The following is a 14,249-nucleotide window of genomic DNA, read 5'->3' on the forward strand; positions in this document are numbered from 1 at the left end:
TTTACTCCTATGATACACCAGATTATAATTTCCTTTTTTAAAACTATCTGACCCTTTAGTTGAACAAAAATAAGGATTGCCGCAGCAACCCTTATTTACATTTCCTATTATTAAATGGGGAGGTGATTATCCTTTATTGATTGTAGGGTGTTAAATCTATCTCTTCAGCAATTCGTTTAAATATCATCCGATTATCCTCGATACGATTCCATTTAAAAATACCAACAAATTGATACTTATAAGTACCGAAGACAGGGTCTTTAACCTTCATAAAAGTAATTCGATCTCTTTGCGTACCCTCAGAGAGATTATCAGGTGTATAATCACTTTCCATTCTTCTTTCTTCAATTTCTGTCCAATTTTGATTAAAAACATTAATCCAACCCCGAGCATTTGAAACTTTCCCTTTCCCAGTATCAAAAGATAGCTGGGGGAACCACATCATATACTGGTCATTAAAGCAGCTCCTTTTCTAATGCAACAAAGGAGTAGGCTTGCTTAATGGAAAATATTCCAAAATCTGTTTAATTCCAAAATAATAATGTTAAAATTATCATATGGCGCTAAATAACTTGAGAGTAGGGAGTAATTTATTTGTTAAAATCGAAAGCATTTAGAATAATAGTACTAATATTCATCCTATTTTCCATCTTTATAATTCAAAAAAAAGATGTGATATTTCAAGAAGGAAACCCTATACCGTTTGCTGTGGCTATATCTAAAATAATTATTCAGGATAAAGAAATTACTGAAGTAAAAGGAATAGAGGAAGTGGGGGGGATTTACGGATATTTAGTAAAACGCGGGGAAATGAAGCCCTTCATTAAAATGATGGAAAAGGAAGGCTGGGATTTCGAAGAAAGAAACGAGATTTCAAATGCTTTAGTGTTTAATAAGGGCGATGTTACCACAAGTATTGGTTATCAATATTATACTACACTCGTTATGTTAATAAAATAAAACATTCTTCCTATATCTATTTCTTATTTCAATACTGGGGGCCTATGGAAGTGACTTAGTAATTATAGTAACATTTACTTATCTAAAATAGGGAATTGTTGTATTAAAATGGTATTTGAGAATAAAAAGTACGTTGATTCAATAATGAGGTGAAAAGATGAATTCGGATAAAGTCAGAGCGTTAACAAAAGTGTTTCAGGAATCTTCTGAGGAGTTAAAATTAGATGAATCAAAATTAATGCAGAGTATACATACGAATACGGAGACATGGGCTGGCGAAGCCCGGAAAAAATTTGATTCAATATTAGATGAAGCAGCTGTCCTATTTCAAAGACATTCAGACAATCTTTATCAAATAAGTAGAGAATTAGAAAGCGCAGCAAATGATGTTGACAGAGTGAGAGAAGAGATTGAAAGACAAAAAGAATTAGAGCGGCTTGCTTGTATGAAGGATGAGTAGAAACAAAATGAATGAAGGATATAAAGAGGTGTCATATGAAACCGAAGAATAGGGATCGTAAAAGTTTGGAAGAGGAAGGCTGGATCCTCCCGGATAAGAATAAGCAAAATAAAGATGGTAGTTTACTCCCCGGCTGCGGTGGTTTTTTTATTTTGTTCATTCAATTTGGTGTTTTGGCACATCAAATAATCACTCTTTTTTAAGTCTACCTTATGTCCGCTAAAGTTTTACAACTGTACTTGCCAATAATGATAATTGTTTTGAGAGGTTTAAAATGGCTTGTAATAAGTAGAGACAGAAAAAAGAAGATGACGGTAAGCAAGGAATGGATGAAAATTGGGTACCGGGTTGTGTCGACCTATTTATCCTGCCTTTATAGATTATTCTATTAGGACATCACTTTTTTCATAGTATATAGATGAAATAGTTCATAAAGGAAAAGAAAAGAGGATGATACAGTGGGGAATAAAATTTCAGTAGACCCAGATCGTTTAGAAGATTTAGCAAATGAGTTTGTCTCGCACTTGTCAAAAATTGAAGAAGAATACAAGAGTCTTCATTTGGAACTAGTGAACCTAATTAGCAGTGCTCCAGCAGAGTATAGTCATTGTTTTTATCAAGTAGGAGATCCGTGGGGAACAGGAAATCAATTAGTTGACCTTCTGAGTGAAATGGAGATCGACCTTCGAATGACAGCCAATAAATTTTCCGATGCTGATAACTTAGTCGGTCAACTTTATAAACTGCATGAGAAATATGGAGCGCTCACTGCGATGGGTGCTTTAGTATCAAAACAGCTGGCATTTTATGGGCTAGGTTTTACGCAATTTATCAAAAATAGTGATGATGTCTATATGTATAAACATATGAATGCCCTAAATAAACTAACAGATGTAGTCGATAATTCCAAATTTCGTAATGTAGCAAGAGCCTATTTAAATCCAACCTTTTTATTGAAAAAATATAGAGATGTTCCATTTGCTGATTTAGTTCACAAAAAGGTTGCTAAATATCTTCCTGGTGATGTTGTTAAGTATACAGATAGTTCAAAGGCATTATTTGAAGGGATTAATCATCGAGCATTGGACTCTACAACGTTTAAATCATTTCTACAGACGGGAGCGAAATTTGCCAAAACCAACGCTGTTAGTGCAGTACTAGTAACAGGAGTAATGGAAGCAGGCGGAATGGGACTGAAAATTTCCGAAAACTATGCGAAATATGGAAATAATCCAGAGGTCTTAAAGCGAGAAAATGCAAAAGCGGTAGGAAATGCAGTGAATAATACCGTAGCGATTTCTGGAGGTTCCATTGCGGGAGCATTCGTAGGAGGTGCTCTAGGAAGTTTAGTAGGCCCAGTCGGTACGGTTGTAGGAGCCGCTGCAGGTTCATTTGTAGGAGGACTTGTTGGAGAGCAAGCGGCTAAACTTACGGCAGGTATAGCAGAGAAAGCAGCGATTGTCATTAAAGAACCTATACATGATGGGCTTGAACTGATTAAAGGTGGTTTGGAGAAAGCTGGGAAAGTTGTTGAAGGTGTTAATAAAGGTGCTGATTTCGTAAATGATCAAATTAAGGATACTATTGCTGACCCAATAGGGAAGGTGGGGGAAATCGGTAAGGGATTATCGAAAGCGAAAGAAACAGCGAGTTCCCTTGCCGATGGAGCAAAAGATTTTTTTGAGGATAAATTTTCATTTTTTTAAGGAGGATATATGAATACCATTCAATTAAGTATTGAAGAGTTACTTTTTTCATTTTATAGTGAAGGTTTATTTGAACAAGGAATGTCGATTAAGGGAGCCTATTTTCAAACGCTTCAAGATGCCGAGTTGAAATTAATGCTAGAAATTGCCTCTCGCTCTTTGTTAGCAAAAGATATGTTAAAGGAAGTAAATAATCAATATAAGTTAAAAGATGAATTTGCTGCCTATATTCATACATTGAATATTGCAGAAAGTACCGTAAAAGCTTCTAAACATCAGCCAGACTTAAATGGAGAAGATAGTATTGCCTTTCATTTTAAAAATGGAGAGGTTTATTTACATAAAGTATTGTACGATCATCAAGTTCACTCTATTTCTAAGCTGCCGAAAGAAGAAATCCTTTCAGTTATAAGCGGTTTTTTCCACTTCCATAAGTTAGAAAAGCAAGGTGAAGTTATTCTTCAGTTAAAAAGTGAAGAATTTGAAGAACTTTTAGAAGATGTAAGTCAATCTCATTCTTTACCGGAGTCAATTGTTCAGAAATGGGTAAGTAAAAAGGGAGAGTCTACTAGTATCTTAGAGTTTTTAAATGATATTTCGAATAGAAACGGTAAAATGGATAGTTTAGTAAGCTTAACGTATGACTCAGAGAATAACCCTGACCTAAAAGATCTTTATTTTGTGATTCCAGGAAAGAATGAATGTTGGCTAGCTACAAGGGACAACCTTGACCTGAGTATTCAGAGAGCGAATGAGGAATCTATTAATCAACTATTATTAACCAACAAGATTCTTCCAGCTTAAGGAGGTGCATTATTTGGTAAACGTTAAGAAAGAAAATGACGCCATTCAGATAAAAGGGTCAAAGTTCATGTACGGGTGGATGTTTCTTGCGACTGTAGGTTTTTTAATTGCTTGTTTTTTCTTAATCATACACGGTTTGAAATTTGAGTCCAAGTATTCTTTATTTTACCTTGGCGGTGGTCTCATCTTTACTCCTTTTTACCTTTACCTAACGCTTTGGTCACTTCCAGGTTTTATTCCAGGAAAGGTCCTGTTAACGATTGTCCAAGGTGAAAATGGTACGATTAAGTCGAAGAAAGGTACAGTTTATATTAAGAATATCCGGAATATTGATTTAGTAAGAAATCCACTGAATTTAATCAATGATATAGTCATTGACACCCTTGATAACAAAACCATAAAAATTCGTACGTATAATTTACTTGATGACCTGGATTATCAGGTGGTCGTTGATCAATATCTTTATCCCTATATTACAGAAAATGCAAAAAAAGTATGGGATCGTAAGGTGGATTTAGATAAATTGCAAAGAGTAGCCAAATACGAGCGGCAAGAGCAGAAAATTGATTAACGATCATTCAAATTAAAAGATCTCAGTCCAAAGCTGGTGATTCGCGTCCAATTCTCTTTTTCATTATAAATCTGTTATAATCCCATTACTTTCACTTCCTTGACAGGGAAGGGGGCGTGGGTTCGAATCCTTCACAGGTCATCAACTGCCAAAGGCTCAAATCCTTGATATCACAAGGGCTTGGGTCTTTTTATGTTAATAAAGATAATTTACTCAATTGGTGAATGTAGCACTTCATTACGTTTCTTGGCTTGAAAAGTATTATACAATGCCTTCACTTGAAATGATGGTAGAACAATATCAAGAAGAGTTACAACCAATGATAGAAAGTTTTAAAGTGAAATAAAAGGAGGAAAGTATGGAAGAGTAATTAAAAGTAAAATTCCTTTCCAATTAGGGGTTCTATTAGGGGATTAATCACACTTCTCGTATGACTTACCCTCCACTTCAGTATTATATAGTAAATATTACCTTAATTTTAACTGTGTGATTTTAATATCTCAACAGTTTATCATATAGGAAGAATAACTTAAATCTACTACTATAATGAAGTAAGTCTTTAAAAGGGAAGTGATAGTTAAATGATTTATATAAGCGATATCGAAAAGATAATTAATAACACATTAAATGAGCACAATTTGGATATTACTTATGAATTTGATAATAATTTAAGTGCACCTATGAGTTATAACGTATCGACCAATACTATAAAATTCAATTACCTTCAAGTTAACGGTTATAAAGGGAAAATTAGAATTAAAGAGACAGACGAAGACTTTGTTAAAATTATTCTTTATCGTATGATTGGTTATTATTTAGATTTTAAGAAAAACAAACATGATTTAAGGATTTTAATGTATGGTCACGAAGAAGAAAAAGAAAAGCTAAAATCCGAAATAGAAACTAATGCTTGGGATTATGGGAAAACATTAATACCTGAACAACTATTGGAGTCATATGTTAAAGTTCGTGAATTAGATAAAATGCTAATAAATTAATGTACTCTAAGAAAATGGTGACCTGACTTTAAACTAAAACAAGAAAAGATAAAGAAGCCACCTTGGAGAATCTCTCTGGAGCTGAATTTTGAGTGAGAAATTAAACTGATATCCAATAAGACAAGACCCAGAGAAAGAGAAGTTGTCTTAGAAAGCTTAGGTTTAAACTTGATTTCTAACTTTAATCACGCACCTTCTTTAGAGTAATAGTATCGCCATGTCCAAAACTTGGAAATTAATTGCAAGTCTCTAGAAATTTCTGCAACAGAACCAATTCATTTTATATCTTTATTTATATTTGCCAGCTAAAATTTAGTAAACTAATATATAAAGAGGAGAACTATAGGAGGATTTACTAATGAGCACTCATGAATTTGAAATGAACATAGATGGAGAAATAATCAGATGGGCAGAAAAATCACACGCACAAATCTTCCGCAACTTCTGGCAGTTCTTCATGGAAAAAGATTTACAAAAAACAATTGAAACAATAGAGTTCACAGGAATCCGCACTTACGATTCAGAATACTTCGTAGCCAAAAATGGAAGTAAAAAGAAAAATATCTTTGTAAAAGACAATTACTACGTTTACACCCATTTAACACCATCCGCAATGCAAAAAGCATATGAGAAATTCAAAAAAGGCTGGGAGGATATATATAAACATCCGAAGGGCGAAATGCTTAACATGGAACAGGAGGAAATGCCTGAGGAACTGCAAACGGAAGAAAAGCCAAATTTGAAAAATATTTATGAAAAAAGCCATGCAATTGCTTCGGTTACGGCGTATCATGACTCACATAATAGTTCTCTAGTTATAGAACCTTCCGTTACAAAATTGCCTGACGAAACAGAACCATTAAGAATTCTTTTTGGTCATTCACCCAACAGCAATGAACCATTGTATTGGTATCCAACTACGACTAGTAAAATCATGCATACGAATACAGGTATTATTGGTACGATGGGGACGGGTAAAACTCAGTTTACTAAATCGTTCATTAAACAGATACATGATGGTTCTCTATCTAATGTAAATGGAACACCTATTGATGTTCTCATCTTTGACTATAAAGGTGACTATATCAAAGATGACTTTATAGAGGCGACAAACGCTACAGTGTATCATCCATATCACCTTCCGTATAATCCGTTATCTTTATATAGGGGAAAACAACTAAAGCCGTTATTGCCTTTGCATACAGCTAGTACCATTAAAGAAACAATTGCCAATGCTTTTAATTTAGGTATAAAGCAACAGCAGTTATTGAATGATTTAATCATTGAAGCTTATTCACAAGCTGGTATTTATAAGGCTGATATGGCTACATGGGGTCTGGTACCACCTACATTAAATAATGTATTTGAACGATTAATGGATAGGGAGGATGTAAAAGAAGATAGTCTTTATGCAGCACTAAAACAAATTTATGATTTTGAGATCTTTTCTCCAAATAGTGAGAATACAAAGTCCTTATATGACATGATACAAGGCGTAACGGTTGTAAATCTGGCTGGTTATGATCCAAGTGTTCAGAACTTGATAGTAGGAATCACTTTGGACACCTTCTATTCCCAGATGTCTACAAAAGGGCACAGTACAATTCAAGGAGATTATCGTGAATTAACGAAAATGATACTTGTTGATGAGGCAGATAATTTCTTGAGTCAAGACTTCTCTTCTTTAAAGAAAATTATGAAAGAAGGAAGAGAATATGGCGTTGGTGTAATCCTATCAACCCAATTTTTAGACCACTTTGCAACTACAAATAATGACTATGCTCAGTATATATTGACTTGGATTATACATAGAGTACCTACCATTAAAAAGAAGGAAGTACAAGCTATCTTCAGTCCAGAAAATCAGGCTGAGGGTGAGCAGATAGTTAAAAAGATAGCACAACTTCAAAAACACAAAAGCTTAGTCACGTCTGTTACCAATAATAGATACGAAATTATGGAGGATATGGCGTTCTGGAAGCTTCTAAATTAAACATGGATTTCTGATAAAAAACCCTTTGAATTTAATCATTATTAAATTCAAAGGGTTTCTCAAGTCATCTAAAATTATTGCATCAGAACAACGTAGTGGGTTGCATAACCGAGATTAAATTCTGCAAAACTAAAAATCTACCCAATAATAACGTTAATAGAATGATACAATATTTTACAGGCATTATTAGTTAGTTGCAGGAGGTTTAAACATGAATGGTTATATTGGCATTACTTCTAGGGAATGGTTTACGAATTTATCTTCGCATAATGAAGCAGATGAATTTAACTTTTGGCGTAAGGACACTAAAAACTTTAAATCGATAACCATGGGGGAACCGTTCTTTTTTCTTGTTAAAAATGATAAGAGAGTTAAAGGAGAAAGAGCGGTATTGGGTATGGCTACGTACATACGTTTCGAGGTATTAACGGCAGGTGAAGCATGGGACAGATACCGTAATGCTAACGGTGATGAAGATAAGGAAAGTTTTATAGGTAGAATGAAAACCATGTTTGGAACTGATGCATATACGGGTCAAATAGGATGTATAATTCTTACCGACTTCAAAGTGTTTGATAACCCTGTATATCTAAGCAATATTAATATTAAATTTGCAAAAACCACTATGTCTGGACAGGGTATTACTGATACAGAAAGAAACGCAATTTTAGAGTACGGTTTTAGTTCCGTAGGTAATGTACTACGTAAACTTAACGAAATTGATCGTATAGGGTTTACGGAAGATGACGAAGGTTTTCCAGAAGGAAAGGTTAAATTAAAACAGCATCTAGTACGTGAAAGAAACCCCCTTGTTATTAAACTTGCAAAGGAACGATTCTTACAACAGCACGGTAAGTTATTTTGCGAAGTATGCGAGTTTGATTTCCAACAATATTACGGTGAACTAGGACATGGTTATATAGAAGGTCATCATACGAAACCTGTATCGGAAATGGACGATAACCAAGAAACAAAGGTAGAGGATATCGCCCTGGTATGCGCTAACTGCCACCGTATGCTACACCGTAAACGACCGTGTTTATCAAAAAGTGAACTAAAGCAACTACTACATATGCAACGGTAAACAAAAGTCCATGGATTTCATAGGGTCCATGGCCCTTTAAACACTTTAAAATCAAGGGTTTGATAAATATAATAATGGTGGCAGCCTGGTGGCAAAACCAACATGCCACCAATTACATTTGATTAAATCCTACATAGAAAAAATATTAGCCTATTAAATCAACGTTTTCCAACTAAATCTGTTATAATTCGATTCACTCTTCTTCCTTGACAGGGAAGGGATCGTGGGTTCGAATCCCTCACAGGTCATCAACTGCCAAAGGCTCAAATCCTTGATATCACAAGGATTTGGGTCTTTTTTTGTTTAGCCGAATTGGGGTCGACAATACTTACGATGGTTTAATATTGTAATAATTTAACACACAAGTTATTCTTAAATCACCTAATAAGGCACAATATTAAAGGAGAAAATAGTGAGTTATCTCGGAAAGTATTTGAAAATGCCACCAACAATTGAAAAGCTCCATAAATTAGAGAAGGAAATTGAAAAAGAAGGCTACTCCTTAAGTGAATTATCCCTTTATTTAGAATTTGACTTCTCCCCTTATGAAAATACTCCCTATGATGTCATTACATTTGCTAGTACAGGCGTTGACGGCATACATTTCGGATTTCTAACTGACTTCGGAACAGTATCTGATTTAGAGAATGCTTTTGTTGTATGTATTAGTCCAATGGATTTTGATTCACATATAATGATTGTAGCAAGGAATATAAGGGAGTTTCTTAACTTGGTTTGTACGATGAAAGATGCCTTAACTATTTCTAACTTTAATATCCTGGAAGATGAGGGACAGTATATTCGTTTGCTCAAAGAACTAAAACAAGTAGAACCTGAAGATGAGGAATTTGAAGAGAACGCAAACTATGTAGTGGAAAAGATAATAGCTACATTCGATAGCGAACGAATAGAAGATGTCTATCATTATGTGGAAAGAAAAGTAAGGACAGAAAGAGAGCAACAAACTATTTTATCAACTCTTGATGGGTTAGGCATAATACCTGTAGAGAACATTACAAGCAATTTTCTCCCATACAAACTTGAAAAAGATATGACGATTGACTTGGAAGAAGTGAAGGCCTTTTTTAATTCTGCAACAACAGAAAGTAAAATGGCTTTCTTCAGAGATGTCCAATTTACTTACTTAATTGCAAATGAGATAGCGTTAAAAGAATTGGTCATACATGAAATGATAAAATTAGGTTTACAGGATGAAGTCGGTAGATTATACGTGTTTTAGGTCCTTTTTTTGCCTAATTAACACCATTAACCTTAACAGAACCAAAAATTATTAAAAGGTTACTTGTAGGGGTATTTACTTAATTAGAAATGATCCAAACGAGGTTTTTTTGGAACAATAATTAAGGAGGCTTTCACCAATCACCTCAAGTTTTAATAGATCTATTTTAAAACAAAAAAGACTGTAGGCAAAAGGAGTTCTATCTAAATTTTAAAACATAGTTGATTGGAGCGGGCAAGGGAGACCCCACAGGCGCAGGTGCGCCGAGGAGGCTCCCGGACCGCCCGCGGAAAGCGAGTGCCCTACGTTCCAATCAACGTCCAAATTTGTACAAGCAAAAAAACTTTAGACAAACTCGATGAAAATCGAGTTTGTCTAAAGTCTGAGGGGACACTCATAAATGAGGTCCCCTTTCATAATATATTACGGTAATAAAGTTTTATATTGTTCCATTAAATCACCTGCATATAAGCTTGTTATCATTAAGAAAATGGCAAGCCCAATGTATAATGAGAACCAGATGACTTTTGTTTTGAGACTCGATGAGTAATAGGATTTCTCTTTATCCCTAATTTCAGTTTGTTCTTGCACTTCTTTAAAGAACGTTGCAACTATTCGTTCATAGGTGCCTATATTTTCAAAATCGGTCGGTCCGTTCTGGTATTCATTCGAATTAGCAGCATCCATTAAGGATCTATAAATATTTAATTTTACCTCGGTCAGCTGTTTTTCTTTTAGCTTATTATCATCAAATAGCGGGATATGCCAACTCTTCATGTTGGTAAACTTTTCATGTAGTTGGCTGAATTCCATATTCCAAATATTAACCAGGCGAATTTTTTCTTCATCTGTTGCACTTGCATATTGTTCTAGTTGCCTTAATCCAAATTGATTCAATTCAATGATGATGTCTCTTTGATTTCTGGATGTCTCACTACGGAATTCTTTCCACCACTTAGAAATACCCAATAATAAGAAAAGAATTAAAAATGGATTTGGATGGAGAAACAAATATACAACCATTCCGATAATCCCTAATACCCAAAGCTTTGTGGAGATGACTCCCACTATACGTCCTCCATCAAGTGGATGCACAGGCATTAGATTAAATAGATTAATCATGGCTCCAAGTGTAATAACTAAAAGCCAAAATGGATTTTCTGTCATCATAAATAGGGGGATGGCTGGTAGAAATGCTAATGTACCTAATAAAGGACCTCCGAAGGCAAGATAAGCTTCTTGGTTAGCATTCTTGGGTTCTTCTTTAAGGGCAATTAACGCTCCGACAAAAGGTATGAAAATGGCATTTGATGTTTTGATGCCTTTTCTCTTAGCAGCAAGTAAATGCCCCATTTCATGGATGTAAATTAGATAGACTAGGGCTACGGCAAATTTCCAACCGTAAACCAAGGCATACGCTCCTAATGAAACGAAAATAGAAATCAGGGAACCTACTTTTGCTATTTTCAATAGCGCAAACAACCATTTCATTTTTCCTAGAAAAAATAACCCGATTGCCGCCAAACTTAACCATCCTTTATTCAATTTAGATTCTTTCAAAATGTACCTCCTAGAGTAAATGGGAAAACAGATGACCCCAGTGACACTATGTCTATCTGAGCTCCTTCTTGATTTATCAACTTGCTAATATCCTTATTATATCGTATTCGCATAATCCTTTTCTTTTCCTTTAAGGGGAATTTTTCTAGAATATTAACTTCGCATTTCTTTAAGTGCTGACCCAGTAGAAGAAGTGAAGGTAGCAAGAGAATTATTGAAGTCGTTTGGATTATCATCGAATGTGACTACGCTGATTTCGTGTCCAACGTGTGGGCGCATAGAAATTGACCTCATTAGTATTGCGAATCAAATAGAAGAGTATATCCAAACGATTAAAGTTCCGATAAAAGTAGCTGTGCTAGGATGCGTGGTTAACGGTCCAGTAGAATCCAGAGAAGCAGACATTGGAATAGCGGGCGCAAGAGGCAAAGGACCATTTATTGAAAAACAAGAGAATATTGTTTTAGTATAACTATTTACCCAACCTATTTTAGTGAAATAGGTTGGATTGCTTATTAAATCAACTACCAAGCGTTGCATGATATGATAAATTATAGGAGAATGTTGATTGTAAATTAAATTTTCAGGGAGGAAGAATAGTAGAAAATGAGTAAGAAAAAACAAGATGAACGTCCAAATCTAGATAAAAATATCTCAGTAGAGGATTTCCTGGAATTTTATTGGTTAAAGGAAGAATTACAAAACTTCTGTAGAGAAGAAGCAATGAGTGCTTCTGGTTCAAAAATAGAGATTACAGAACGGATTGCATATTATCTAAAAACGGGTCATCGTTTAAAGGTTAGCAGACCATCATCCACTTCTAAAAAATCATCCTATCATCCAACTAAAAGTGCCGGTACTATGTCTTTAAATACCGTTATTGAACCAGGGTTTAAGTGTACTCAGGAACATAGGGAATTCTTTAAAAGTGTAATTGGCACTAAATTTCACTTCTCAGTTGAATTACAAAACTTTATTAAAGCAAACCCAGGTAAAACATACAAAGATGTAGTGGACCATTATTATAAAATACAAGAAGATAAGAAGAATGGAAGACGTACTACTATTTCAAGACAGTTTGAATACAACACATTTATTCGTGACTATTATGATGATCCAGCTAATAAAGGTAAATCACTTAAAGAGGCTATAAGCGCTTGGAAAGAAGTGCGCAGTCAACGTGGGGATAATGTATATAGACCCAAAAAATAGAGTGGGTGAAAGTAATGAGCACTCGTAAAATCATACATATAGATATGGATGCATTTTATTCGTCAATAGAACAACGGGATAATCCCATTTTAAAAGGAAAACCGGTAGTAATTGCGCGTGATGCAAAGGAAAGAGGAGTAGTTACTACATGTTCATATGAAGCAAGAAAATATGGTGTTTATTCATCCATGCCATCTTACATGGCTCGTAAGCTTTGTCCTCACGCTATTTTTATTCCACCAAGGCTTGATTATTATAAAAAAGTTTCTCAAGAAATTATGGGAATCTTTAGACGTTATACAGATGTAATAGAACCTATAGCATTTGATGAAGCCTTTCTAGATGTCACAACAAACTATTTTGGTACCCCTTCCGCTACGATTATTGCTAAAGATATAATGCGAACTATCTACCAAGAGTTAGGATTAACGTCATCTGCAGGAGTTTCCTACAATAAGTTCTTATCTAAGATTGCGTCAGATATTCAAAAGCCTTGTGGTCTTACAGTGGTGCCACCAGATAAGGCAGCAGAATTTATAAAGGGTTTACCTATCTCTAAGTTTTTTGGGGTAGGAAAAGTAACCGAAAAAAAGATGAATGAATTAGGCATTGATACAGGGGAGGATCTCCTTAACGTTTTATAGAGAGGGTTTTAACTTAGGAGGCACACCTGAGCAGTTGATTAATAATAAAGAACTTCTGGATTTGTATCTCCCTTCTATCCGAGCGGATTATAAGCTGGTTGAAACATATAAATTTCAGGAGAGACTGTCCTTGCTGAATATTCCCTTCTATGTTTTTTACGGGGATAAGGATGATATCAAGATGGATGAACTGCAAGAGTGGAAAATACATACTAGCCAAACATGTAGGTGGTATGAATTTATAGGGGGACATTTCTTCATTTACTCACAAGAGAATCGTGTTGTTACTTTAATAGATGACATACTGAGTAATCATCAGTTAGCGCTTAAGAGTTAAATGAATATATATGCTATTGAGATACCTAAAAGTTTAACCGGACACCAAATGGAGAAGTATTTGTCTCAAATTCCTATAGAAAGGCAAGAAAAAGTTAGACGATATGTAAGAGAGTCGGAAATTAGAATTCAATATGTCAATATGAATGATTTTGATAAAAAGTGTCAGACTTAGTTAAGAAACTAGTTTTAACATAGATAAATTAAAGGTTTTTAGGTAAGTTCAAAATCAACTGAGTTAAATGATATTAACTCAAAAAAATAATTATGTGAGCATTTCGTTAGCGATTGGTCTGTATATCCAATCCTAGTTATTGATATCATAACTGAATTTTTTTATAAAATGTATTATCACACGTTTGAACTAGCCTGATTTTGTCTAATGAGATTGCAAGAGGTGGGTTCGAACCCCTCACAGGTCATCAACTGCCAAAGGCTCGAATCCTTGATATTACAGGGGTTTGGGCCTTTTTATTTTTTGATTTCCATTTATTATTCCTGTGTGATTCTGCATTGCACGGAAACTGGATATGTGACGCCGGCTCGTTCGTTGCATGACGGTAGCCACTTTGGTACACTATGCAGAAGTGCTTTTTTAGTTTGATAGCTGGGAGTTACTATCGAACCGCATGGATGAGCTGCAGGATCTTTACATAAATCATGGTCCATGAGGCTGTGGGG

General features: G+C 34.9%; 13 protein-coding genes and 3 pseudogenes. 14 read left to right on the top strand and 2 right to left on the bottom strand.

The features are described from left to right. Window positions 1–133 precede the first annotated feature (133 nt). A pseudogene (locus ABOA58_RS07140) lies at window positions 134–448 on the bottom strand (hypothetical protein); the annotation flags it as partial. A 146-nt stretch (window positions 449–594) separates the two neighbouring features. Between ABOA58_RS07140 and ABOA58_RS07145 the strand changes: the two are divergent. The 10 genes from ABOA58_RS07145 (at window position 595) to ABOA58_RS07190 (ending at window position 9,816) form a co-directional block, all read left to right on the top strand. Next, the gene (locus tag ABOA58_RS07145) at window positions 595–960 is read left to right on the top strand and encodes a hypothetical protein (protein ID WP_350301775.1); all 366 of its coding nucleotides are present in this window, start codon (window positions 595–597) and stop codon (window positions 958–960) included. A 157-nt stretch (window positions 961–1,117) separates the two neighbouring features. Continuing rightward, entirely contained in the window at window positions 1,118–1,420 is a 303-nt protein-coding gene (locus ABOA58_RS07150) for a WXG100 family type VII secretion target (RefSeq protein ID WP_350301776.1), read from the top strand. A 35-nt stretch (window positions 1,421–1,455) separates the two neighbouring features. Next, complete coding sequence (locus ABOA58_RS07155) at window positions 1,456–1,623, top strand: hypothetical protein (protein ID WP_157831085.1); 168 nt, start codon at window positions 1,456–1,458, stop codon at window positions 1,621–1,623. A 255-nt stretch (window positions 1,624–1,878) separates the two neighbouring features. Further along, on the top strand, window positions 1,879–3,126 hold the full coding sequence (locus tag ABOA58_RS07160; protein ID WP_350301777.1) for a glycine zipper domain-containing protein: 1,248 nt from the start codon (window positions 1,879–1,881) through the stop codon (window positions 3,124–3,126). Window positions 3,127–3,135: 9 nt separating this feature from the next. Continuing rightward, on the top strand, window positions 3,136–3,930 hold the full coding sequence (locus ABOA58_RS07165; protein ID WP_350301778.1) for a hypothetical protein: 795 nt from the start codon (window positions 3,136–3,138) through the stop codon (window positions 3,928–3,930). A 13-nt stretch (window positions 3,931–3,943) separates the two neighbouring features. Next, on the top strand, window positions 3,944–4,501 hold the full coding sequence (locus tag ABOA58_RS07170; protein WP_413016297.1) for a DUF5381 family protein: 558 nt from the start codon (window positions 3,944–3,946) through the stop codon (window positions 4,499–4,501). Window positions 4,502–5,082: 581 nt separating this feature from the next. Beyond that, window positions 5,083–5,499: a hypothetical protein gene (locus tag ABOA58_RS07175; RefSeq protein ID WP_350301780.1), complete on the top strand. Its 417-nt coding sequence runs from the start codon at window positions 5,083–5,085 to the stop codon at window positions 5,497–5,499. Between the two features lie 358 nt (window positions 5,500–5,857). Beyond that, entirely contained in the window at window positions 5,858–7,492 is a 1,635-nt protein-coding gene (locus tag ABOA58_RS07180) for an ATP-binding protein (protein ID WP_350301781.1), read from the top strand. 211 nt (window positions 7,493–7,703) lie between these two features. Further along, the gene (locus ABOA58_RS07185) at window positions 7,704–8,576 is read left to right on the top strand and encodes an HNH endonuclease (protein WP_350301782.1); all 873 of its coding nucleotides are present in this window, start codon (window positions 7,704–7,706) and stop codon (window positions 8,574–8,576) included. Window positions 8,577–8,988: 412 nt separating this feature from the next. Then, complete coding sequence (locus ABOA58_RS07190) at window positions 8,989–9,816, top strand: hypothetical protein (protein ID WP_350301783.1); 828 nt, start codon at window positions 8,989–8,991, stop codon at window positions 9,814–9,816. A gap of 423 nt (window positions 9,817–10,239) precedes the next feature. Here ABOA58_RS07190 and ABOA58_RS07195 read toward each other — a convergent pair whose 3' ends face one another. Next, complete coding sequence (locus ABOA58_RS07195) at window positions 10,240–11,376, bottom strand: site-2 protease family protein (protein ID WP_350301784.1); 1,137 nt, start codon at window positions 11,374–11,376, stop codon at window positions 10,240–10,242. A 157-nt stretch (window positions 11,377–11,533) separates the two neighbouring features. Between ABOA58_RS07195 and ABOA58_RS07200 the strand changes: the two are divergent. From ABOA58_RS07200 to ABOA58_RS07215, 4 genes and pseudogenes are all read left to right on the top strand, one after another. Continuing rightward, a pseudogene (locus ABOA58_RS07200) lies at window positions 11,534–11,824 on the top strand (flavodoxin-dependent (E)-4-hydroxy-3-methylbut-2-enyl-diphosphate synthase); the annotation flags it as partial. 158 nt (window positions 11,825–11,982) lie between these two features. After that, window positions 11,983–12,588, top strand: coding sequence for a DUF6434 domain-containing protein (locus ABOA58_RS07205; protein ID WP_350301785.1), 606 nt, complete (start codon window positions 11,983–11,985; stop codon window positions 12,586–12,588). A 14-nt stretch (window positions 12,589–12,602) separates the two neighbouring features. Continuing rightward, window positions 12,603–13,217, top strand: a pseudogene (gene dinB, locus ABOA58_RS07210) (DNA polymerase IV); the annotation flags it as partial. Further along, a complete protein-coding gene (locus ABOA58_RS07215) occupies window positions 13,198–13,569 on the top strand; it encodes a thioesterase II family protein (RefSeq protein WP_350301786.1) in 372 nt (123 codons plus the stop codon). The pseudogene dinB and the gene ABOA58_RS07215, both read left to right, overlap by 20 nt. Window positions 13,570–14,249: the final 680 nt, after the last annotated feature.

Source organism: Peribacillus frigoritolerans (genome assembly GCF_040250305.1).
In the GTDB taxonomy this organism is placed as follows: Bacteria; Bacillota; Bacilli; order Bacillales; family DSM-1321; genus Peribacillus.

What these genes read in the sequence shown, in the direction of transcription:
- ABOA58_RS07150 (WP_350301776.1), top strand. Translation starts at nt 1,118, where the DNA reads ATGAATTCGGATAAAGTCAGAGCGTTAACAAAAGTGTTTCAGGAATCT.
- ABOA58_RS07155 (WP_157831085.1), top strand. Translation starts at nt 1,456, where the DNA reads ATGAAACCGAAGAATAGGGATCGTAAAAGTTTGGAAGAGGAAGGCTGG.
- ABOA58_RS07165 (WP_350301778.1), top strand. Translation starts at nt 3,136, where the DNA reads ATGAATACCATTCAATTAAGTATTGAAGAGTTACTTTTTTCATTTTAT.
- ABOA58_RS07175 (WP_350301780.1), top strand. Translation starts at nt 5,083, where the DNA reads ATGATTTATATAAGCGATATCGAAAAGATAATTAATAACACATTAAAT.
- ABOA58_RS07180 (WP_350301781.1), top strand. Translation starts at nt 5,858, where the DNA reads ATGAGCACTCATGAATTTGAAATGAACATAGATGGAGAAATAATCAGA.
- ABOA58_RS07185 (WP_350301782.1), top strand. Translation starts at nt 7,704, where the DNA reads ATGAATGGTTATATTGGCATTACTTCTAGGGAATGGTTTACGAATTTA.
- ABOA58_RS07205 (WP_350301785.1), top strand. Translation starts at nt 11,983, where the DNA reads ATGAGTAAGAAAAAACAAGATGAACGTCCAAATCTAGATAAAAATATC.